We start from the raw sequence: 22,367 nt of genomic DNA, 5'->3' as shown, positions 1-22,367 counted from the left end.
CCCGGTCCGGCGAGCACCAGCACCACCCCTCGTTGACCGGATCCCCGAAACCTGAAGGATGAGGTAACCATGTCGAAGACCCGAGTCGTCATCACCGGGCTCGGAGCCACGACCCCGCTCGGGGGCGACGTGTCCAGCACCTGGGAAGGGTTGCTGGCCGGACGCTCCGGCGCGCGGCGGCTGACCGACGAGTGGGTGCAGAACCTGGCGGTGCAGATCGCGGCCCCGGCCGCCGTCGAGCCGACCGAGGTGATCGAACGGGTCAAGGCCCGCCGGCTCGACCGCAACGCGCAGCTCGCCGTCGTCGCGGCCCGCGAGGCCTGGGCCGACGCCGGCCTCGAGGACTCCGGCCTGGACAAGGAGCGGCTCGGTGTCGCCTGCGCCTCCGGCATCGGCGGCCTGCACACCACGCTGGCCAACTACGACGCGCTGAAGACCAACCCGCGCCGGGTGTCGCCGCTGGCGATCCCGATGCTGATGCCGAACTCGTCGGCCGCGTACGTGAGCCTGGAGTTCGGCGCCAAGGCCGGTGTGCACACCCCGGTCTCGGCCTGTGCCTCCGGCAACGAGGCGATCGCGCTCGGCCTCGACCAGATCAGGCTCGGCCGCGCGGACGTCGTACTCGCTGGTGGCACCGAAGGCGCGATCATGGCGCTGCCGCTGGCCGCGTTCGGCATGATGCAGGCGCTGAGCAAGCGGAACGACGACCCCGAGCGGGCGTCGCGTCCGTGGGACGTGGACCGGGACGGCTTCCTGCTTGGTGAGGGCGCCGGGATCCTGGTGCTGGAGTCGTACGAGCACGCCAAGGCGCGGGGCGCGAAGATCTACGCCGAGCTGGCCGGCGCCGGCATCTCCGCCGACGGTCACGACATCGCGCAGCCCGACCCGACCGGTTCCGGCGCGCGGCGGGCGATGGAGCGGGCGCTGTCCGAGGGCGACCTGACCCCGGCCGACATCTTCCACATCAACGCGCACGCCACGTCGACCCCGCAGGGCGACATCGCGGAGTCGCTGGCGATCCGGCAGGCGCTCGGCAAGGAGGCCGACCACGCGGTCGCCACCGCGCCGAAGTCGATGATCGGGCACCTGCTCGGCGCGGCCGGCGCGGTCGAGTCGATCGCGACCGTGCTCGCGCTGCACCACCGGGTGTCGCCGCCGACCATCAACGTGGACAAGCTCGACGACCAGATCGAGCTGGACGTCGCGACGGAGCAGCGCAAGCTGGCCGACGGGGACATCGCGGCGCTGAACAACTCCTTCGGCTTCGGCGGCCACAACGCCGCCATCGCCTTCAAGACGGTGTAATTCCTTCCACATCCCGGAGGACGCATGACCACCGCAGCCCCGCCCAAACCCACCAAGCTCCCCCGCGAGGACGATCCCCGGAATCCGGTCGCCCGGCTGACTCAGCTGCTCGATGAGGGCAGCCTGGAGTTGATCACGCCGGACAACCTGTGCGGGATGCTCGCGGCGCGCGGGACCATCGAGGGCGCGGCGGTCGTCGCGTTCTGCTCCGACGCCACCGTGATGGGCGGCGCGATGGGTGACGAGGGCTGCGAGGTCGTGGTCAAGGCCTACGAGGTCGCGCGCCGCGAGGAGCTGCCAATCATCGGGCTCTGGCACTCCGGCGGCGCCCGGCTCGCCGAGGGCGTGCTGAGCCTGCACGCGGTCGGCAAGATCTTCTACGCGATGACGCAGGCCTCGGGGAAGATCCCGCAGATCTCCGTGGTGCTCGGCCCGGCGGCCGGTGGCGCGGCGTACGGTCCGGCGCTGACCGACATCGTCATCCTCGGCCCGGAGGGACGGATCTTCGTCACCGGTCCGGACGTGGTTCGCTCGGTGACCGGCGAGGACGTCGACATGCTGCGCCTCGGCGGTCCCGAGCCGCACGGCCGCCGGTCCGGGGTCGTCCACATCACCACCGACTCCGAGGCGGCCGCCCTGCACGAGGCCCGCCGGCTGGCGGATCTGCTGGCGAACCAGGGGTCGGTCGCGACCGACGTACCGGACACCGATCTGTCCGGGTTGCTGCCGGAGTCGGCCAAGCGTGCGTACGACGTCCATCCGCTGGTCGGCGGGGTGCTCGACGAGGACACCTCCGTCGAACTGCACCAGCGGTGGGCGCCGAACATCGTCACCACGCTCGGCCGGCTCGGCGGGCGGACCGTCGGCGTGATCGCGAACAACCCGCTCCGGCTGGGTGGTTGCCTCGACGCCCTGTCCGCCGAGAAGGCGTCCCGGTTCGTCCGGATGTGCGACTCCTTCGGCGTCCCACTCGTGGTCCTGGTCGACGTACCCGGGTATCTGCCCGGTGTCGGTCAGGAGTGGGACGGCGTCGTACGGCGGGGTGCCAAGCTGCTGCACGCGTTCGCGGAGAGCGTCGTACCGCGCGTCACGCTGGTGACCCGCAAGACGTACGGCGGCGCCTACATCGCGATGAACGCGCGGTCGCTCGGCGCGACCCGGGTGTTCGCGTGGCCGCGGGCCGAGGTCGCGGTGATGGGCGCGGTCGCCGCGATCCGGGTGCTGCACCGGCGCAAGCTGGCCGAGGTCGACCCCGAGCTCCGGCCCAAGGTCGAGGCCGAGCTGGCCGCCGAGCACGAGAAAATTGCCGGTGGCATCGAACGCGCCCGCGAGATCGGCGTCGTCGACGAGGTCGTCGACCCCGCCAGGACCCGCTCCGCCCTGGCCGCGGCCATCGCCGCCGCCGACTCCGGCGCCCGCGGACGGCACGGCAACATCCCGCTCTGACGTGTCCGATGGCCGGATCCGGGCCGCGACACGACGGTGATGTGGTTGACACGGCGAGGTTACTGGTGTTGGTGGGGGCCGTGGTGCAAGATGTACGAGTAGTCCGCCGGGATCGACGAGCGGGTGTTCGAGAACGCTGGGGAAGGCGCCCCTCGAGCACAGGAGGTCCCGGTGGCGACGACTCGTGGCGTTCTTTACGTCCACACGGTGCCGTCCGCGTTGTGCCCGCATGTCGAGTGGGCCGCGGGCGGCGTACTTGGCGTGCCCGTGAAACTGGACTGGACTCCGCAGCCGGCAGCTCAGGGCACCTACCGGGCCGAGCTGTCGTGGCAGGCCGAGGCCGGGACGGCGGCGAAGCTGGCGTCCGCGCTGCGCGGGTGGCAGAAGCTCCGGTTCGAGGTCACCGAGGAGCCGAGCAACGGTGTCGAGGGTGAGCGGTACTCGTTCACGCCCACGCTCGGCATCTTCCACGCGACCACCGGGGTGCACGGCGACATCATGGTGCCCGAGGAGCGGCTGAAGGCGGCCATGCTGAAGGCGGCCACCGGCGAGGCGGACCTGAGCGAGGAGGTCGAGCGTTTGCTCGGCCGTCCGTGGGACGACGAGCTCGAGCCGTTCCGCTACGCCGGGGACGGTGCGCCGGTGCGCTGGCTGCACCAGGTGGTCTGAGCTGTGTCTGAGCTCTCACGGCTGAGGGGAACCTGAGAACTTCTGAAGAAAGCCGTGAAAGGTACGGACAGCGCCGAACTTTTCGCCAAGACTGAGCATCAGACATTTCACCAGGGTGGGAGGGGCCGTGGCCGCTGGGCCACCGGGTGTCGGGACACCCCCGGTTGTCGTAAACAGCGGCCGCACCACGTGAAGGGCGCGAACCTCAGGGTTCGCGCCCTTCGTGCGGCTTGCGTTCTTCGTGCGGCTACGTCGACGAGCGGGCGATCAGCCGGGTCGGCAGGATCAGCGGAGTGGGCTGCTCGCCGGAGATCAGGTTCAGCAGCATCCGGGCCATCTCGCGGCCCAGCGACTGGATCGGCTGGCTGATCGTGGTCAGCGGGGGCTCGGTGTGGCGGGCGCTGGTGATGTCGTTGAAACCAACGATCGCTACATCTCCCGGGACCGTTTTGCCGGCGTCCTTCAGCTCCCGGAGGGCGCCGATCGCCATCTGATCGGAGGCGATGAAGACCGCGTCCAGGTCCGGGTGCTCGGCCAGCAGTTCCGCCATCGCCCGGCTGCCGCCGTCCTCGCTGAAGTCGCCGTGCACCACCCGGTGCGACTCCAGGCCGGCGACCGCGAGCGCCTCCTGGTAGCCCTTGTACCGCGCGGTGCCGGCACCCTCGTCCATCCGGCCGGTGATGGTCGCGATCCGCCTCCGCCCGGCCGCGACCAGGTGCTCGGTCGCCAGCCGCGCACCACCTCGGTTGTCAGCGTCGACGTAGTACCGCGGCTCGAAGTTGACCGGGCATCCCCCGAACACGACCGGTACGTCGGCTTTGTCGGCCAGCGCGGCCAACGGGTCGTCACCGTGCATCGACATCAGCATCACGCCGTCCGCCTGCCGGGTCCGCAGCAACTGCTCGAGCCGGGTCTGGCCGCGCGTCGACGTCGCCAGCAGCAACATCAGCTCGAGCTCGGTCTCCTCCAGCACCGAGTTGACTCCGACCACGACCTCGGCGAAGAACGGGTCGGCGAACACCTGCGGGTTGTCACTCGAGATCGCGAGTACGACGGCGCCGACCTGCTGGGTGGCGAGCGCCCGGGCCGTTGCGTTCGGCACGTACCCGAGGTCCACGACCGCCCGCTGCACTGCCTCCCGCTTGGCCTTGCTGACGTGCGGCGCGTTGTTGATCACCCGGGACGCCGCCGATCGGGACACACCGGCCCGCTCGGCGACTTCGTCGAGCGTCACTTGCCGTTTGGAGCTGTCGGTCACCGGATGGTCCTTAACGTTTGAGTGGGTAGAGGGTAGATCATCACGACCGGACGGCGCCGTCCATGATGCCGCTGATCAGCTGACGGCCGAACAGCACGAACACCACCAGCAGCGGCACGGTCGCGATCAGCGTGCCGGTGAACATCAGCGTGTAGTCGGTGTAGTACTGGGTGGCCAGCTGGCTGAGCGAGAACTGCACAGTCGGGTTGTCCGCCTCCAGGACCGCCAGCGGCCAGAGGAACTCGTTCCACGTCGCCATGAAGGTGAACAACCCCAGTACGGCGGCACCGGGCCGCAGCGCCGGCGATACCACGCGCAGGAACAGTCCGAACGTCGTACATCCGTCCAACCGGGCCGCCTCGATCAACTCGTCCGGTACGGCGCGTTCGGCGTACTGGCGCATCAGGAAGACGCCGAACGCGGACACCAGGAACGGGACGATCACCGCCTGCAGGTGGTTCTGCCAACCGAGTTTCACCATCACCATGTAGAGCGGCACGAGGCCCATCTGGACCGGCACCATCATGGTCGCGAGGACGGCGAGCAGGAGCGCGTTGCGACCGCGGAAGCGCAGTTTGGCGAACGCGAACCCGGCCAGCGAGGAGAAGAACACCACTGACACGGTCACCGCGACCGAGGCGATCGCCGAGTTGAGCAGACCGCGGGCGAAATGTGCTGCTTCGGCCTCGGGGCCGAACAGGCGCTGGACGTTCTCCCCGAGATTCCCGCCGGGCAGGAGCGGTGGCGGCATGTCGCCGACGACGTCGTTGGAGCGGGTGGCGACGACGAACAGCCAGTACAGCGGGAAGACCGACAGGACCAGGCTGACCAGCAGGGTGAAGTAGACCAGGCCGTTTCGTCTCATTGGGTGCCTCCCCGCAGGCGGCGGCCGACCAGCGCGTTGGTGATGCCGGCGAGCACGGTGAGCAGGAAGATCATCCAGGCGATCGTGGAGCCGTAGCCGTAGTCGAAGTTCTGGAAGCTCTGCTCGAACATGTACATCGCGATGGTCTGGAACTGCCGCAGGCTGCCGCCGGAGACGTCGCCCTGGCCGAACAGCAGCGGCTCGGTGAAGAGCTGCATCCCGCCGATCGTCGACATCACCACCGTGAAGATCAGCGCCGGGCGGATGAGAGGCACGGTGATGCTGCGGAACTGGCGGATCGCGCCGGCGCCGTCGAGCTGCGCCGCCTCGTACAGGTCGCGTGGGATGGACTGCATCGCGGCGAGGTAGATGAGGGCGTTGTAGCCGGTCCAGCGCCAGTTGACCATGCTGGCGACCGCGATCCAGGACGAGGTTTTGCTCGCCTGCCAGTCGATCGGGTCGACGCCGACGAGCCCGAGTACGCCGTTCACGAGTCCGCTGTCGCGACCATAGAGCTGCCCGAACACGATCGCCACCGCGGCGACCGACGTGACGATCGGGATCAACACGCCGAGCCGAAACACCAACAACGCCCGAATCGGCCGGTTCAGCAATCCCGCAACCACCAACGCCAACACCAACTGCGGCCCCGTCGCCAGCACCAGCAACCCGGCCGTGTTCCCCAACGCATTCCAAAAATCCGGATCCCCCAGCAACCGCTCATAGTTATCGAGCCCCACAAACCCCGAGTCCCCCGTCAAATCCCAAGCCCGCAACGAAACCCAGGCCGTATACACCAACGGGAACAACCCGAACCCCGCAAACAAAACAAAGAACGGCGCAATGAACAGGTACGGCGCCCCGTGCAGGTCGAACCGGTTCCACACCGACTGCCGGGATGTCGTAGCACCGCCCGACCCGGACGAAGTCCCCACCCGCCAGGCCGCCCCCACCGGACTCCTCCACCCCACAGCCTCGTCTTGACCCGCCGCGCCAGCCGACCGCCCCTCGAGCCCCACCTCATCCCCCGCGACTGCAGGGCGCTTTGCCGGCGCGTCAGCTGCGGGGTGGCCCGTCGGTGCCGCCTGGACACCTGCGGCTCCGGGACGGTTTGCCGCGCCGGAGCCGCGGGATGCTTCTTGCGAGGGGCTCATTTCTTGACTGCTCGTTTGGAGTCGGCGAGGGCTTTGGTCCAGGCCTCGTCTGGCTTGAGTTTGCCTTGTTCGATGGCGGTTAGGGCGTCGCCTAGGGCGTCGCCTACCAACTGGTTTTCGGGGCCTAGGTAGACGGGTTTCAGGCTTTTGGCGGAGGTGCCGAAGATTTTGCCCACGGGGGCGTTGTTGAAGTAGGAGTTGACGGCGCCGGCGACGGCTGGGTCATCGATGGCTTGGGGGGATGAGGGGAAGTTGTTCTTCGCTTTGAAGGCTGCGGTCTGGCCTTCAGGGCTGGTGAGGTACTTCGCGAGCTCGGCCGCCTCCTTCGGGTGCTTGCTCTGGGCCGGTACCGCGAGGAACGACCCACCGCGGACCGCGCCCTCACCAGGAACCCGCGCCACGTCCCACTTCCCGGCGTTCTCCGCGCCGGCCTGGTCCTTGATGATGCCGAGCATCCACGCCGGGCACGGGATCGTCGCGAACGTCCCCTTCTTGAACCCCGCGTTCCACGCCGGACCCCACATCTGCAGCTTCCCGGACAGCCCGGCGTCGATCATCGCCACGGTCTGGTCCCAGGCCGCCCGTACGCCCGGGTTGCTGTCCACGATCAGCTTGTTGTCCCGGTCGAAGTACGTCGTGTCGCCCTGCTGCATCAGGATGTTCTGATAGATCCCGCCGGCGGTGTCGAAGAAGCTAGCCCCGGTGCCTGCGGCAACGAACCGCTTGCCGGTGGCAAGGTAGGCGTCCCAGGTCGGCCACAGCTCGCCGACCTTGGCCCGATCCGTCGGCAACCCGGCTTTGGCGAACAGATCGGTCCGGTAACACATGCCCTGGGCACCCACATCGGTGCCGAGGCCGACCAGCTTCTTGCCGTCACCGGTCAGCGCCTGGTTCCACTTCCACTCCAGGAAGTTGCCCTTCAGCTCACCGGCGCCGTGCTCGAGCAGGTTGGCGAACTGGTCCGGCTTGGCCATCAGCTTGACCAGGATCCCCTCCTCCAGCGCGACGATGTCGCCGGCTCCGCTGCCCGCGGTCAGCCACTGCTGCAGCTTGGGCGTGTAGTCGTCGAGCTGGGCGATGTTCTCCTGCTTGACCTTGATGCCCTGGTGCGATGCCTCGTACTGCTTGATCAACTCGTCGTAGCCGAACTGCCCGAACGTCTTCACGGTCAGCGTGATCGTGCCGTCCGCGCTGCTCGCGTCCTCGTTCGAGCCGCCGCACCCGGCTGCCGCGAACAAGGCGACTGCGGCAGCCGCCGCGACAACGCTGCGAACCGGGGGTCGCCGAAGTGACGACATGGACCCTCCTCTGGGGCGAAGTACAGGTCTGGGGATGGGGTGGAGCGCTCCCAGTACGGCGGACGCAGAGGCCACGGTGACGCCGCTGGGTCAGCGCCCGGTCGGGAACCCGATCTGACAGGTGAGAGGCTGATCGGCTTCGAAACTGGGAGCGCTTCCAGCGCTGACCATAGGGTACTGACACCCCACTTGTGAAGGCCTTCTGAGTCTTGACATGGCAGCCAGCCGTCGGCAGCATGCTCACCACGCCGATCGCAACTTCACCGGTGTACTGCAAGCGCTCCCAGCGCTCTACCGGTGCCCGCCCAGGCACCACGGCTCCTCGGAGGCCCGCCCATGCCCACTCTCCGACGGCGATCCGGCGCGATCGCCCTGACCGTCACCCTCGCCCTGCTCACCGCGTCCACCCCGGCCGTCACGTCGACAGCAGCCGCCACGGCCGATCCGCCGTACGAGCGGGTCCTCAACGGGACGTTCGACACCGGCAAGGACCCGTGGTGGAGCAACTTCCCGGCCGAGGTCGCGGACGGACGGCTGTGCGCGCAGGTGCCGGCCGGGACCGTCAACCCGTGGGACGCGATGATCGGGCAGGACGACCTTCCGCTCGAGCAGGGGCAGCCGTACACGCTGCGTTTCGAGGCGTCGGCGAGCCGTCCGGTCCAGTTCCGTACCGCGCTCCAGCAAGCGGCCGCGCCGTACTCGACAGTGCTGAACCAAGCGGTCGACGTGACGACCACGCCGACGACCTTCGAATTCACCGGTACGTCGCCGATCACCGACACGCATGGCCAGGTGTCGTTCCAGGCCGGCGGAGCGACCGAGCCGTACACGCTGTGCCTCGACAACATCTCGGTCGTCGGCGGACTCCTGCCACCGGGCGGCATCCCCGACTACGGCTCGCCAGTGCGCGTCAACCAGCTCGGTTATCTCACCAGCGGCCCGAAGCGGGCGACATACGTGACCAAGGCAACGACCGCCCTCGACTGGCGCCTGGTCGATGCGACCAACCAGATCGTTGCCACCGGCAATACCAAGCCGTACGGCGCCGACGCGGCCTCGGGTGATGACGTCCAACTGATCGACTTCGCCCGCTTCCACCAGAAGGACACTGGCTTCCGGCTCGCAGTCGGCGACGACCTGAGCGAGCCGTTCGACATCGGCGACCGGATCTACACAGATCTCCGCCGAGACGCGCTGGAGTACTTCTACAACAACCGCAGCGGCATCGAGATCAAGGCCGAGTACGTCGGTGCGCAGTACGCGCGACCCGCCGGACACCTCGGGATCGCACCCAACAAGGGCGACACCTCAGTCCCCTGCTTCCCCGGCACCTGCGACTACAGCCTCGACGTACGCGGCGGCTGGTACGACGCCGGCGACCACGGCAAATACGTCGTCAACGGCGCTCTCGCGGCGTGGCAACTGCTCGACCTCTACGAACAGTCCGGCACCGCCGACGGTGCGCTCCGGATTCCCGAGGCAGGCAACGGGATCCCCGACGTCCTGGACGAAGCGCGGTGGGAGCTCGACTTCGTACTGCGGATGCAGGTCCCGGCCGGTCAGCCGCTGGCGGGGATGGTGCATCACAAGATGCACGACGAGAAGTGGACCGGCCTTCCGCTCGCGCCGGCCGCCGACCCGCAGCAGCGGTACCTCTACCCGCCGTCGACCGCGGCGACCCTCAACCTGGCCGCCGTCGGCGCGCGCTGTGCACGCGTCTACGCCCGCTGGGACCGCCAACTGGCCAAGCGCTGCCTGACCGCTGCTGAGAAAGCCTGGAACGCTGCCCGCCAGCACCCAGCGCTCTATGCGCCGCCCGGTGGTGAAGGTGGCGGCGCATACGACGACACGAAGGTGACCGACGAATTCTCCTGGGCCGCCGCGGAGTTGTTCGCCGCATCAGGCGAGGCGTCGTACAAACGCTTCATTACAACAGGATTCAAGGCCGCGGACGGCTTCTCGTGGCAGGAGACGGGCGGACTGGCCGACCTCGCACTCGCCCGCGTGCCGTGGCGCCTATCGATTGTCGACAACTGGAAAGTTCACCAGCGGATCGTCGACGCGGCGAACGTCTACCTCGCCGACCTGAGCGCCCAGGGCTACGCCAACCCCTACAAACCGGCCGACGGCAAGTACGTCTGGGGCTCCAACAGCGGTACGGCGAACAACGCGATGATCCTCGCGATCGCGGCCGACCTGACCGAGCGTACGGCGTACCGCTCGGCGGCCCTGGAGTCACTCGACTACCTGCTCGGCCGCAACGCGGTCGGCACGTCGTACATCACCGGCTACGGCGAGCGATCCAGCCACAACCAGCACCACCGGTTCTGGGCCCATTCGCTGAATCCGGCGCTCCCGTCGCCGTACCCGGGCTCGCTGGCCGGCGGGCCGAACTCCGGCCTGCAGGATCCCGTTGCCCAGCGCAACCTCCAGGGCTGCGCACCGGCCAAGTGCTACATCGACGAGATCGGCTCCTACTCCACCAACGAGGTCGCGGTGAACTGGAACTCCGCCCTGTCCTGGCTCACCGCCTACGCCGACAGCCGGTGGCCTTCCCGACCGGCGCCCACGCATTAACCGGTTCGCCACGGAATTTCACCGGATACTGATCCTCTTACGCGACGGTAATATCACCAGCTGAATTACTCACAAATTTTGATTACCCCATCTATTCATTTGTTCCCGGACCGGCGTATGTTGCGGTTGAGAGTTCTCGGCGACGCCGACAGCTCTGGGGGAGCGGCGGATGCAGAGTGGGGATCGCAAGCATCGTGCGCGAAGCGCTGCGCGTCCCCGGTCTGTGTCTGAGCAGTGCCGCCGGGTGATCGTGCGGTTCCACCAGGAATCAGGAAACGGATCTCCGGGGTCTGGGGATGGGCCTGTCACTTCGGGCGAGAGCGCGCGCGCCGCCGCGGTGCGGGAGCAGCGCGACGATTTGGCATGTCTCCAGTGGAGACCCCTTGCTCATACTTGGTTCAGCAGCTGCGCAGCACTTCGCTGCGTTGGGCTGGGGGAAGAAATGAAACGATCTGTAGTACTCATGCTGGCCGCTGTGCTCGCGATCTTCGGGCTGACTGCAACGCCCGCGTTCGCACAGAGCGGCCACTTCGTCGGGACGCCGACCTGCACCGACGAAGGTGTGACGGTCCTGTGCACCGGCAAGGTTGCCGGCCTCGGCGGCACCACGTTCGAGATCACCGTTGCGGCCGACGGCATCGCCTCGGTCGAGTGCACCAACCCGGGCGGCAACGTCGCCCCAGGTCAAGACACGGCAGTAGACGTGGCCGGATCCAGCGGACCGCTGGCAACGCCACGCAACGGCCAGTTCAGATTCAGTCTGGAGAGCGACGATCCGAACCCGTTGCCTCCGACGCCGACGTGCCCGAACGATCAGTGGACACCTGAGATCATCGACGTCACGTTCGGAGACGCCACTCTCACGCTGCTCGAGGACGGCATCGTTTCCGACACGATCACGGTGCCGGTGACCTGACAACCACCTGACAGGGAGAAGACCGCTCGAGAGGTCTTCTCGCCTGTGAATCCCGCGGCCACCCATGCAGTCCAGCGTGGGTGGCCGTCGCAGTCCTACGGGAACCGGGAGGCGAGGGCGATGCAGGCGCCGGCGGCGGCCAGGGTGAAGATCATCGCGATACCGGCGAACCGGGCGGTGACCTCCTTGTCCACCTCGTCGTACCCGACCGAGGAGCCGATGTCCTTGTAGACGTCCTCGAGCTCACCGGCCGACTCGGCAGTGTAGGCCTCGCCACCGCTGATCTCGGCAACGCTGCGCAGCTCGGCGCGGTCCGGTGGCACCCGCTGCCGGATGCCGTCCATCTCGATGAAGCCGGAGTCGGTGCCGAAGCAGATCGTGTAGACCGGCGTGTTCTTCGCCTTCGCGGCCTGCGCGCCCTCCTGGGCGGTCCGGCCGACCGTCCGCTTGCCGTCCGACAGCAGCACGATCCGCGCCGGGGCCGGGTCGTTCGGGTGATCGGGGTCCGGCGGGACCTGGGTGAGCGCCTGCAGCGAGGTGAAGATGCCCTCACCGGTGGCGGTCGACTCGGCCAGCTCCAGCCCGTCCACCGACCGCAACACGGTGGCCCGGTCGGTGGTCGGCGGCACGATGATCGACGCTGTACCGGCGAAGTTCACCAGTGCCACGTTGAACTTGGACGGCAGCGTGTTGATGAAGTTCTTCGCCGACTTCTTCGCCGCCTCCAGCCGGTTCGGCTCGATGTCGGTGGCCATCATCGACAGCGACACGTCGATCGCGACCACGATGGTGGCGCGCTCGCGCGGCACCTTCACCTGGTCCTTGGGCTGCGCGAACGCCACGATGCACGACAGCGCCGCCAGCAGCGCCAGGACGACGGCCAGGTGCCGCCGCCACTGCGGGCGCCGCGGCGCGACCCGATCGAGCAGGGCGATGTTGGTGAAGCGCAGCGCGTACTGGGCCCGGCGGTGCTGCAGGAAGATGTAGCCGGCGACGACGACCGGGATGATCAGCAGGAACCACAACCGCCCGGGAGACAGGAACTCCATCAGCGAGTCACTCCCTTCGGCGGTTGGTGCAGGCGGGGCGCGACCCGCCGGTAGGCGAGCACGAACCGCACGGTGTCGGCGACCCAGTCACGATCGGTCCTGAGGACCAAATGCCCCGCACCTACCCTACGCAAAGCGGCCCTGGTTCGTTCCCGTTGCGCCAGCGCGGCGGTCGCGAACGCCTCCCGGACCTTGCGCCGCCGGGTGTCGATCTCCCGCACCGCGCCGGTCTCGGGGTCGCCGACCAGGACGACGCCGATGTTCGGCATCTCCAGCTCGCGCGGGTCCACGATCTCGACCGCGAGCACCTGGTGCTGCGCGGTGAGCTTGCGCATCGCCCGCTCCCAGGACGGCTCCATCCGGGCGTCGATCTCGCTGTCCTCCGGGGTCAGGAAGTCGGACACGATCACCCGGAGTCCACGCTTGCGCTGCGTGCGGGCCATTGACTCCAGCGCCGCCGTGAGGTCGCTGCGGTGCGCCTCCTGGTCACCGTTCACCTGCTCGGCAAGTAGCGCCCGCAGCAGCCCGTACAGAGCAAGCCGCCCGGACCGCGCCGGCCACCGCCGCAGCGCCGAGTCACGCAACATCAACCCGCCGAACCGGTCGCCCAGTCGATGCGTCAGGAACCCGACGGTGGCCACTGCCGCGACGGCCAGCTCCCGTTTCTCGAGCTGCGACGTACCGAAGTCCATCGAGGCGGACAGGTCGACCAGGGCCCACGTCTCCAGCTCACGGTCCGCGATCAGGTCCCGCACGTGCGGAACCGTCGTCCGCGCCGTGACCGCCCAGTCCATCCGCCGTACGTCGTCGCCCACCTGGTACTCGCGGGCTTCGGCCAGCTCGGTGCCGGGACCGGGCAGCAGCCCCAGGTGCTCACCGTGCAGGTACCCCTCCAGGCGCCGTACGACGGTCAGCTCGAGCCGCCGGAGCGCCCGCTCGGGAGCGAGCTGCGAGATCGTCATCGCAGCCCGCGGGTCTGGTCGGTTGGGCATTAGTGCTCCGGGCCGGGGAGTGCTTGAGTGATGGCGGCGTTCAGGTGCGTGCATCGCGGTGCCGGACGAGCGTCCTCGATGCGGAGCATCGTGGATGCTCGGCTGGTGCCGTGAGGTGCGTGCCTGGGCGTCGCCAGCGCCAAGCACTCCCCGGTCCGGAGCACTAGACGAACTCCGGGCGGCCAGTGCCGTCGGCGCCGTCGCGCCAGACCGGCTGCGGCGGCGGGACGGTGGCCAGGATGCGCTCGATCACGGCGCGCGGGTCGATGTTGTCGGCCACCGCGTCGAAGGTCAGGCCGAGGCGGTGCCCCATCACGTCCAGCGCGACGGTCTGGATGTCACTCGGCAGCAGGTAGTCGCGGCCGTGGATCAGCGCCAGCGCCCGGCCGGCCGAGATCAGGCCGAGGGTCGCGCGCGGGCTGACGCCGAGCTCGATGATCGGCTCCAGGTCGGGCAGGTGGAAGTCTGACGGCGTCCGGGTCGCCATCACCAGGCGGACCGCGTACTCCGCGACCAGGTTGTGCACGAAGACCTGCTCGGCCGACCGCTGCAGCTCGAGGATCGTCTCCGGCTTCAGCACCTGCCGCGGCTCCGGCGGGTCCACACTCATCCGGCGCAGGATCTCGAACTCCTCGTGCCCGCGCGGGTGCGGTACGTCGATCTTCACCAGGAACCGGTCCCGCTGCGCCTCCGGCAGCGGGTAGACGCCCTCGGACTCGATCGGGTTCTGGGTGGCGATCACGATGAACGGCTTCGGCATCGGGAAGGTCTGGCCGCCGATCGACACCTGCCGCTCGGCCATCAGCTCCAGCATCGCCGACTGCACCTTGGCCGGGGCCCGGTTCACCTCGTCGGCGAGGACGAAGTTCACGAACGTCGGGCCGAGCTCGATGTCGAACGTCTCCCGGGTCTGCCGGTAGATCCGGGTGCCGACGATGTCGGACGGGACCAGGTCGGGGGTGAACTGGATCCGGGCGAAGGTGCCGCCGACCACCGAGGCGAAGGTCCGCACCGCGAGCGTCTTGGCGACACCGGGGACACCCTCGAGCAGGCAGTGTCCCTTCGCGAGCAGTGAGACCATCAGCGTCTCGACCATGTGCTCCTGGCCGACGATCACCCGCTTGACCTCGCTGATCGCCTCGCCGATCAGCCGGGACTGCTGGGCCACCGATCCAGCCGGCACAGTGGTTTCGGTCATGCCTGTCCTTCCGGGGTCCGCCTCGGACCTTGTCAACGCCGCGCCGTCGCCCGGCGCACTCACAACACCGGCCATTCCATCAGATCCCCGGGTCCCCCGCCCGCAGGGCCCACCAGCTCCATCCCCCCATCCTCCCCGATCACGCAAATCGACGTAGCCGGCGACTTTGTGCACGGTTCGCGTACCGCGGACCGCCGGAAACGCTCACCCCGTGCACAAAGTGGGTGCGGCGGCCGTCCGGTATCCGGGTGTGGCGACAGTGCTACCGGGGATGTGGTGGGATTGGGGTGATGACAGCGACGGAATCCTCCACCGAGGTGCGGCCGGCGGATGCGCCGGAGGAGGCACCTGCCCGGGCGATTCCGGACGCATTGCCGCTGCTGCCGGAGGACCCGCCCCGGGTGGGCGCGTACTGGTTGCGCGGGCGGCTCGGCGCGAACGCGGCCGGTTACCTGTACGCCGCCAGCGACGAGACCGGCGTGGACGCGGTGGTGGCGATGATGACCGAGGGCTCGGCCGACGACGCCGCGGCCCGGGACCGGTTCGTCACCGCGGTCGACGACCTGCCGGACGAGGCGGTCCTGGCGCACAACGACGGTGACGACGACGATCTCGCGCTGTGGGTCGCGATCGGGCCGATCCGTGAGGACGACGGCTCGAGCGCGGCCTCGGACGAGCGGCTGATCGCCGAGCGCCGCGGTGAGGACGTGCTGTCCGCCGTACTGATGGACCGGATCCCGCACCTCGGGCGGTTCCGTGGTCCCGACTTCCTGCACTACTGGGAGGGCCGGCGGCGCCCGGGCCTGTTCCGGATCTGGCCGTTGCCGTGGCCGAGCGCGCTGCGGGCGGCGTCGCGGTGGGCGCTCGTGCTGTCCCTGCTCGCGATGGCGGTCGTGATGGCGCTGGCCGTCCTGCTGGCCTGGCTGTTGTTCCGCAACGCCGAGCCGCTCGAGCCGGAGCCGGTCATCCCGACCCCGACCAACACGTCGACGGTCACGGTCACTCCGACCACGCCGCCGCCGGCGCCGACCACCGGGCCGACGCCGACCACCGGTCCCAGCCCGACGCCGGGGAGCCCGACCACCGGGATCCCGACGACCCTGCCGAGCACGAGTGGCAGCCCCGGCACCGGCGATCCGGGCGACAAGTTCTAGGTCGTCGACTCGCGAGTGCGGGTCAGACTCAGTAGCCCGATCAGGCTGATCACGGCCCAGGTGCCTTCCAGCAGCAGGAAGCCCCAGGACGACTCGACCGCGGCAATCACTGCCAGTACGGCCGAGCCCACCAGGTTCAGCAGTTGGTACGACGTGGTGCGCTGCCGCAACCATCCGGCCTGGGCGGCCGCGAAGGCGGTCAGGATGGTGAGCGCACCGGCGATCTCGACGATGTCAATGGCATGCATCGGAGGACCCCCTCCTGGGGGCGGGCGTCGTCTTGTCGTGGACCGGGTACGACGCCACTCGTCCGGGGAACCGCAGATCGCGGCTCCTCTCTTTCAGGATACCAACCGCGCCAAGTCCGGATCGCGCCACAGGTTCGCCGGCACCGGCTGCCGGACGAGGGCCGCGTCGGCCCGGATCTCCGCCGCGCTGGCCGCCGCGATGAGCACTGAAGTGACCGCGGAATGCCTGGTGGGAAAGGCGAGTGCGGCCTGTGGCAGCGAGACGCCGTACCGCTCGCAGACCGCGGAGATCCGGCGGGCGCGGATTGTTGCCGGGTCGCTCGACTGCTCGGCCTGCAGGATCTGCGGCGTGAGGATGCCGGACACGATCACCGAGACCTGGCGTGCCAGGCAACGATCGAGCAGCGGCCGCGCGGACTGGTCGAGCAGCGAGTACTGCCCGGCCAGCAGAACCGTGTCCAGCTCGACGTCGCGAACGATCTCGTCGAGCAGTCGCCAGTCGCCCGACGCAACGCCGATCGCCTTGATCACGCCGTCGCGCCGCAGTTCGTCCAGCTCCGGGTACACCGTCTCGACCGCAGCTGGATCCTCGACGAACACCAGGTCCACCGCGAGCCCGAGCCGCTCGACACTCGCCTTCACCGACTCCCGCGCGTCGGCGACCACCTTCGTCGACACCAGGAACTCACCACGGGGCCGCCGCTGCAACGCCGTACCGAGTCGTTGCTCGGCGACGCCGTACGCCGGTGAGGTGTCGAAGAACCGGATGCCGGCCTGGTACGCCGCGTCGACGGTGGCGACCGCCTTGGCGTCCCCGTCCGGACCCGGCGGTTCGCCGAGTCGCGAACTACCGAGCCCGAACCGGGGCGGCCGGAACCTGTTCGTCACGAGGTGCGCAAGGGCGCGACTGGGAGCAGCCATCGCACTGTCACCTCCCTGGTCGGCAGTCTCTCACCAGGATCGGGGTTTGACGCCGAACTCGCATCCCGAACCCTCGCGTTGGCGCTAGCGGCCGGAGTCGTAGAGGGTTCGCACCTCCGCGTCGGTCAGGGCGCGGTCGTAGACGTGGACCTGGTCGACGGTGCCGTCCAGGTGGTCGACCTGGTTGCCGCCGAACTTGGCCCGCCCGATCACGGTGTTCCCGGTCGACGTCGCGTCCAGGCTGCACGCGGGCTTCGTGGCCACCAGTTGCCCGTCCACGTAGAGCTTCAGCTCACCCTTCACGACATCGCGTACGCCGGTCAGGTGGTACCACTGATCCGGATTCGGCTTCGTCGGCGAGAGTGCGCGCACACCCGGGAAGCTCATCGCGAACCGCTGGTCCTGGCCGGAGTACTGCAGGAAGAAGGCGCTGTCACGCTCGCCGTCCTGACTGACTACGGTCTGGAACGCGCCGTCGGCCTTGTTCAGCTTCACCCAGGCGGCCGCCGAGTAGTTGCCATTGGTGTCGAGCAGCGCGGCGCCGGTGTCGACGTACTGCGCGGATCCGTTCAGGGCAACGCCTTCGCCGTTCTTGCCCGGGGCAAAGGTTGCCCCGCCCACCAGGGTTGCGTCGTTGTTGCCGACAGCATCTTCCGCGCTGCCGTCGAGCGGGTAGAAGTGGATGCCGTCGGCCCCTGGTGTGCCCGGGCCCGGGTTCGGGCCGCCGGTCCCGGTGCCGTCGGCGCCGGCGATGATGGCCTGGTTGACGGCCCGCACCTGGGCGAAGTCCATCTTCGGGACCTGCCGGTCGTAGGTGAAGAAGCCGTTCAGCTCGCCCTCGACATCGGTGATCTGGGTATAGACCGAGCCGCCGATGCCACAGGTGTTCGCCGATCGCAGGACGTCGCGCTGGTTCTCGACGTACCGGCGGGTGAGGGTGGCCGAGTCCGGCGTCATCTCGTAGGCGAAGCCGTCGCCGAACCACATGTGGTCGGCGACCTTCAGGCCGAAGCCACCGTGCTCGCCGTCCACGGCGCCGCGTGCACCGGCCGGCGCGGACGTGGCCGGGCCGAGGTACGCGTGGTGGTCGATCAGGTCGCCGCGGCCCGAGTCGCCCTTGGAGTTGCAGCAGTTCACGCCGCTGTGTGCGTTCACCAGGCGGGACGGGTCCTGCGCCTTGACCGAGTCGGCGATCCGCCCGGTCTCGGCCTGGTCCCACTCCCCCCAGCCTTCGTTGAACGGCACCCAGACGGTGATCGCCGTGAAGCTCTTGTGCTCCTCGATCAGCTCGTGGAGCTCCGCCTTGAACTGGGTCCGCCAGGGCTCGGGCATCGCGTCGGTCTTCGACGACGGCATGTCCTGCCACACCATCAGGCCGAGCTTGTCGGCCCAGTAGTACCAGCGGTCCGGCTCGACCTTGATGTGCTTGCGGACGGTGTTGAAGCCGAGGACCTTGTGCTGCTCCAGGTCGAAGCGGAGCGCCTCGTCGGTCGGCGCGGTGTTCAGCCCGTCCGGCCAGAAGCCCTGGTCCAGCGTGGACAGGTTGAAAAGGATCTTCCCGTTCAGCACCATCCGCAGCTTGCCGTCCGCGCCTTCGAGCAGGCCGACCGAACGCATCCCGGCGTACGAGCCGACGGTGTCGACGACCTTGCCGCGGTCGATCAGCTTGACCTTGAGGTCGTACAGGAACGGGCTGTCCGGGGACCAGGTCTTCGGGTTCGCGATCGGCAGTCGGAGCTGGGTGTCGGCCTTGCCGCGGACCTGGCCGACCGCGCGCCGGCCGTCGTACGCCGTCACCTCGGCGTCGAGCCCGGTCGGCCCGGAGGTGTCGGCGGTGACCTTGAAACTTCCGCCGGCCAGATCTGGAGTGATGTGGAGGCGGTCGATCGCGGCGGCGTTGACGGGCTCCATCCAGACCGTGCGCCAGATGCCGGAGCTGCCTTGGTAGAAGATGCCGCGGTCGCCGACCTCGCGCTGCTTTCCGATCGGCTGGAACGTCTCGTCGGTGAGGTCCTCGGCCCAGACGATCAGCTCCTGCGAGCCCTTGCGGTGCAATGCATTGGTCACGTCGACGTCGAAACCGTCGTACCCGCCGCGGTGGGTGGCGACCTGGCGGCCGTTCACCCAGACCTTCGCGTCGTAGTCGACGGCCCCGAAGTGCAGGACGAGCCGCTTGCCGCTCCAGCCTTCAGGGACGGTGAAGGTACGGCGGTACCACATGCGGTCCTCGTGTCGCTGGATACCGGACAGGGCGGACTCGATCGGGTACGGGACCAGCACCTTCTCGGCCAGCGTCCGACCGATCGGCGGCTGCTCGCCCGGTGCCGCGGCAGCGAACTCCCAGAGACCGTTGAGGTTCCGCCACTCGGGACGGGTCAGCTGGGGTCTCGGGTACTCGGGCAGTGCGTTGGTCGGGGACACGTCGTCGGTCCACGGGGTGCTGAGTGGCGGCGTACCGAGCTGCCAGTCGGGAGTTGCCTGGGCTGTCGGCATCAGGATTGTCGACAACAGGACGAGGACAGCGGTCAGCGGTCTGAATCTGGACATGGGGCTCCTTTCAGGGGCGGAGAAAGGCGATCCCCATGACAACGCTCTCACCACAGAAACGCAAGAGGTCGCGCAGAATCAAACATCAAGCAGGTAGGACGCAGACCTGGCGACTGCGCGCGGCCGGTTGGGATCGCGACCATGGCGGCCGTGCCGAGGAAGCCTCGACGGGTGAGGGTTATGACGCCACTGGGATGGTGATCGAGGACGGGTCGCCGGCCGGGGAGCTGAACGTGACCGTCTTGCCGATCACGCTGCGACCGAGATACCGCGGATCGACCGTGTCGACCACCAGGACGAGGTGATGCCCGGCCGGCACCTCCCAACTGGTCGCTTCCAGCCGCAGATCGATCGGCACCGCCTTGCCAGGTGTCGCCCCGCGCAACGTGAACGGCTTGTGCGCGATCAACGAGCCGATGCCGAGCGCGTCGACGTCGTACAGATAGGCGAACAGCGAGGTGTCCGGGCCGGACGGCTGCACCGTCAGATGCAGCTTCGGCGCACCGTTGATGACGGCACCACTGGTAGAGACCGGGCCGGACCAGACGCCCGCGAACGACCGGTCCACCAACGGCGTCGCAACCCCGGTCGGAATCGACAGAAGCCCTTGCAGAGCACCGGAAACGAGCGCCACGCCACTGTCGGCAATCGTCGGCACACCCGCTCCGATCCCGCTGCTCCACCCCGTCGACGCCTGCGCCTGCAGCCCACCGGTCCGCGACAACCCGCTCGGCTTGGTGAGGTACGACGTACGCGACTGCCCGACGGCCACCCAACTCGAGTAGCCCCGCCAGACTCCACGTTGCGACTTCAGTTGCACCGGGGCCTCGTCGTCGGCGCCGTTGTCCGCGCCGGTCAGGTAGTGGTGCAGCCAGGCAGCGAGCTCGTCCCACGTCTCGTTTGGTAGGCCGATCGCGCCCGAGGCCTCGGGCGTCGCGTGATCGCCGTGCGCGAGAAGCAGCCGCTTCGGTCCGGTCAGCCGGGTGAAGAAGTCCGTGTACTGCGTCGGCGGGAAGATCGAGTCCTCGAACGCGTTGGCCAGGAACACGGCCGGGCGGTTGGCGTTGATCCGGTCGACCATGGTCGCCGCGGATCGGACCGGCGCGAACTGCTTGGCCTCGGCGATCGCGCCGTCGAAGTTCCCGGTGAGGAACTTCGCCTGCAGTGACGCCATCTCCGGACCCGGTCGACCGGTGATATTGCCCAAGGCAAGCAGACCGGCGACGGACTGGAGTGCGACGGTGTCGTTGGGATCGAGCGAGGCGATCAGGTCCGCCCAGCCGCTCATCGCGCCGACCACCTTGATCCGCGGGTCCTGCGCGCTCGCGAGCAGTGACGTGCCGGCGCCGTACGAGATCCCGACCGCCGCGACCCGGCTGGTGTCGGCCGGCGTGTGCGCATCCGCCCAGTCGATCACCTCGCTGACGTCGGCTACGGTCGGCGGACCGGCGATGTCGATCCCGCCGCCGGTGTCCCAGAAGCCGCGACTCGAGTACGAGATGACCTGGAGCCCGGACTTGGCCAGCTTCGCGCCCTGGCCGACGTACTCGACGTTCGGCACACCCCAGCTGGACGGCATCACGACCAACGGGAACGGGCCGTCGCCCTGACCGGTCGGCGTGAGCACCACCGCGCCGATCTCGATCCCGCCCGCGCCGGGGATGCGCTGGTATGACGTACTGAAGCCGGCCTGATCCGCCTCGGCGACAACGGCCGGTCCGATCGTTATCAGGGCAAGGACGACCGCAAGGGCGGCTGCGATTCTGCGCACGGGGACGACCTCCGGCTCGGGATTACCGGAGGGTAACCACAAAGCTACCGCTGTGTCACTACCTCGGCACGGTGAGTACCGGATCCACTCCGGTCGCCGCGACCGACCAGGTCCACAGCCGCTCGGCCAGCTCCGGGTCCTGCGCGGTCCGGCTCGGCAGCGCGATCGCCGGCTTGCCGCGGTACTCGAAGAAGCCGGGCCCGACGTACGACCCTGGCCGGAGATCCGGGTTCGTCGCGGCGTAGAGACTCGGCCAGGCACCGGCGGCCGCGGACTGCGCGACCAGCTTGTTGATGCCGGTCCACACCCTCGCCTCGATCGAGCGGCCTGCCAGCTCCGGGCCGTGCGTCTGGAGATGGGTCGCCGCGTAGCCGGGGTGGGCGCCGGCGCTGATCAGGTTGGCCCCGGCTGCCCGCGCGCGGCGCTCGAGCTCGAGCATGAACAGCACGTTGGCGAGCTTGGACTTCCCGTACGCGACCCACTTCGAGTAGCCCGGCTCGGGCCGCCGGAAGTCGCCTTCGTGGATGCTGCGCGCCGTCTTGTGCATGAACGAGCTGACCGTCACCACCCGACTGGAAGGTGCCTTGAGCAACAACGGCAGCAGCCGCCCGGTGAGGGCGAAGTGCCCGAGATGGTTGGTCCCCAGCTGCAGCTCGAACCCGTCGACGGTCTGCCGGTACGGCGTCGCCATCACGCCGGCGTTGTTCACCAGCAGGTCGAGCTTGTCGTAGGACTTCCTGACCCGGTCGGCCGCCTTCTCGACACTCGTCAGATCGGCCAGATCGAGCTCGACGACGATCGGCTCCCGGCCGGACGCCTGCTTGAGGTCGCCGGCTCTCTGAGCCGCCTTCTCCGGATTCCGCGCCGCGATCAGCACCTCGGCGCCGTGCCGGAGCAACTCGAGCGACGTCTCGTAGCCGAGTCCGCTGGTGGCACCGGTGACGAGCGCACGCCGTCCGGTCAGGTCAGGGATGTCCGCCGTACTCCAGGTCATGCGCC

General features: G+C 68.8%; 18 protein-coding genes and 1 riboswitch. Of the genes, 6 read left to right on the top strand and 12 right to left on the bottom strand.

Annotated elements, in window-relative coordinates:
• Positions 1–69: 69 nt before the first annotated feature.
• The 3 genes from fabF to ACIBL3_RS34960 all read left to right on the top strand — a co-directional run bounded on the left by fabF (position 70) and on the right by ACIBL3_RS34960 (position 3,420).
• Positions 70–1,305, top strand: coding sequence for a beta-ketoacyl-ACP synthase II (gene fabF / locus ACIBL3_RS34970; protein WP_396358145.1), 1,236 nt, complete (start codon positions 70–72; stop codon positions 1,303–1,305).
• 24 nt (positions 1,306–1,329) lie between these two features.
• Positions 1,330–2,751 carry an acyl-CoA carboxylase subunit beta gene (locus tag ACIBL3_RS34965; RefSeq protein WP_396358144.1) on the top strand — a complete coding sequence of 474 codons (1,422 nt, stop codon included), beginning with the start codon at positions 1,330–1,332 and terminating at the stop codon, positions 2,749–2,751.
• Positions 2,752–2,922: 171 nt separating this feature from the next.
• Complete coding sequence (locus tag ACIBL3_RS34960; RefSeq protein ID WP_396358142.1) at positions 2,923–3,420, top strand: DUF3145 domain-containing protein; 498 nt, start codon at positions 2,923–2,925, stop codon at positions 3,418–3,420.
• A 247-nt stretch (positions 3,421–3,667) separates the two neighbouring features.
• Here ACIBL3_RS34960 and ACIBL3_RS34955 read toward each other — a convergent pair whose 3' ends face one another.
• The 4 genes from ACIBL3_RS34955 to ACIBL3_RS34940 all read right to left on the bottom strand — a co-directional run bounded on the left by ACIBL3_RS34955 (position 3,668) and on the right by ACIBL3_RS34940 (position 7,995).
• Positions 3,668–4,678: a LacI family DNA-binding transcriptional regulator gene (locus ACIBL3_RS34955; RefSeq protein WP_396358141.1), complete on the bottom strand. Its 1,011-nt coding sequence runs from the start codon at positions 4,676–4,678 to the stop codon at positions 3,668–3,670.
• Between the two features lie 40 nt (positions 4,679–4,718).
• Positions 4,719–5,543, bottom strand: coding sequence for a carbohydrate ABC transporter permease (locus ACIBL3_RS34950; RefSeq protein ID WP_396358140.1), 825 nt, complete (start codon positions 5,541–5,543; stop codon positions 4,719–4,721).
• Complete coding sequence (locus ACIBL3_RS34945; protein WP_396358139.1) at positions 5,540–6,430, bottom strand: carbohydrate ABC transporter permease; 891 nt, start codon at positions 6,428–6,430, stop codon at positions 5,540–5,542. The genes ACIBL3_RS34950 and ACIBL3_RS34945 overlap by 4 nt, the downstream gene beginning before the upstream one ends.
• Positions 6,431–6,693: 263 nt before the next feature.
• Entirely contained in the window at positions 6,694–7,995 is a 1,302-nt protein-coding gene (locus ACIBL3_RS34940; protein WP_396358138.1) for an extracellular solute-binding protein, read from the bottom strand.
• Between the two features lie 336 nt (positions 7,996–8,331).
• Here ACIBL3_RS34940 and ACIBL3_RS34935 point away from each other — a divergent pair, with 336 nt between their 5' ends.
• Both ACIBL3_RS34935 and ACIBL3_RS34930 read left to right on the top strand, forming a co-directional pair.
• The gene (locus tag ACIBL3_RS34935; RefSeq protein WP_396358137.1) at positions 8,332–10,572 is read left to right on the top strand and encodes a glycoside hydrolase family 9 protein; all 2,241 of its coding nucleotides are present in this window, start codon (positions 8,332–8,334) and stop codon (positions 10,570–10,572) included.
• Positions 10,573–11,014: 442 nt separating this feature from the next.
• A complete protein-coding gene (locus ACIBL3_RS34930; protein ID WP_396358136.1) occupies positions 11,015–11,488 on the top strand; it encodes a hypothetical protein in 474 nt (157 codons plus the stop codon).
• A 95-nt stretch (positions 11,489–11,583) separates the two neighbouring features.
• Here the strand turns inward: ACIBL3_RS34930 and ACIBL3_RS34925 are convergent, their stop codons facing one another.
• The 3 genes from ACIBL3_RS34925 to ACIBL3_RS34915 form a co-directional block, all read right to left on the bottom strand.
• Complete coding sequence (locus ACIBL3_RS34925; protein WP_396358135.1) at positions 11,584–12,537, bottom strand: VWA domain-containing protein; 954 nt, start codon at positions 12,535–12,537, stop codon at positions 11,584–11,586.
• Positions 12,537–13,529, bottom strand: a complete 993-nt coding sequence (locus ACIBL3_RS34920) for a DUF58 domain-containing protein (RefSeq protein ID WP_396358134.1) — start codon at positions 13,527–13,529, stop codon at positions 12,537–12,539. The genes ACIBL3_RS34925 and ACIBL3_RS34920 overlap by 1 nt, the downstream gene beginning before the upstream one ends.
• Before the next feature lie 163 nt (positions 13,530–13,692).
• On the bottom strand, positions 13,693–14,727 hold the full coding sequence (locus tag ACIBL3_RS34915; protein ID WP_396358133.1) for an AAA family ATPase: 1,035 nt from the start codon (positions 14,725–14,727) through the stop codon (positions 13,693–13,695).
• A 290-nt stretch (positions 14,728–15,017) separates the two neighbouring features.
• Between ACIBL3_RS34915 and ACIBL3_RS34910 the strand changes: the two genes are divergently transcribed.
• The gene (locus ACIBL3_RS34910; protein ID WP_396358132.1) at positions 15,018–15,881 is read left to right on the top strand and encodes a hypothetical protein; all 864 of its coding nucleotides are present in this window, start codon (positions 15,018–15,020) and stop codon (positions 15,879–15,881) included.
• Here ACIBL3_RS34910 and ACIBL3_RS34905 read toward each other — a convergent pair.
• The 5 genes from ACIBL3_RS34905 to ACIBL3_RS34885 form a co-directional block, all read right to left on the bottom strand.
• Entirely contained in the window at positions 15,878–16,129 is a 252-nt protein-coding gene (locus ACIBL3_RS34905) for a hypothetical protein (RefSeq protein ID WP_396358131.1), read from the bottom strand. The two genes, ACIBL3_RS34910 and ACIBL3_RS34905, sit on opposite strands and share 4 nt — an antisense overlap.
• 21 nt (positions 16,130–16,150) lie before the next feature.
• Positions 16,151–16,218, bottom strand: a riboswitch (guanidine-III (ykkC-III) riboswitch).
• 4 nt (positions 16,219–16,222) lie between these two features.
• A complete protein-coding gene (locus ACIBL3_RS34900; RefSeq protein WP_396358130.1) occupies positions 16,223–17,050 on the bottom strand; it encodes an aldo/keto reductase in 828 nt (275 codons plus the stop codon).
• 84 nt (positions 17,051–17,134) lie between these two features.
• Entirely contained in the window at positions 17,135–19,597 is a 2,463-nt protein-coding gene (locus tag ACIBL3_RS34895; RefSeq protein WP_396358129.1) for a LamG-like jellyroll fold domain-containing protein, read from the bottom strand.
• Positions 19,598–19,775: 178 nt separating this feature from the next.
• Positions 19,776–21,368, bottom strand: a complete 1,593-nt coding sequence (locus tag ACIBL3_RS34890) for a CocE/NonD family hydrolase (protein WP_396358128.1) — start codon at positions 21,366–21,368, stop codon at positions 19,776–19,778.
• Between the two features lie 58 nt (positions 21,369–21,426).
• A complete protein-coding gene (locus ACIBL3_RS34885; RefSeq protein ID WP_396358127.1) occupies positions 21,427–22,362 on the bottom strand; it encodes an oxidoreductase in 936 nt (311 codons plus the stop codon).
• Positions 22,363–22,367 lie beyond the last annotated feature (5 nt).

Source organism: Kribbella sp. NPDC050124, assembly GCF_044460355.1.
GTDB lineage: Bacteria > Actinomycetota > Actinomycetes > Propionibacteriales > Kribbellaceae > Kribbella.
The sequence above is the reverse complement of the archived record's forward strand: the minus strand, read 5'-3'. Positions and strand labels throughout refer to the sequence as shown.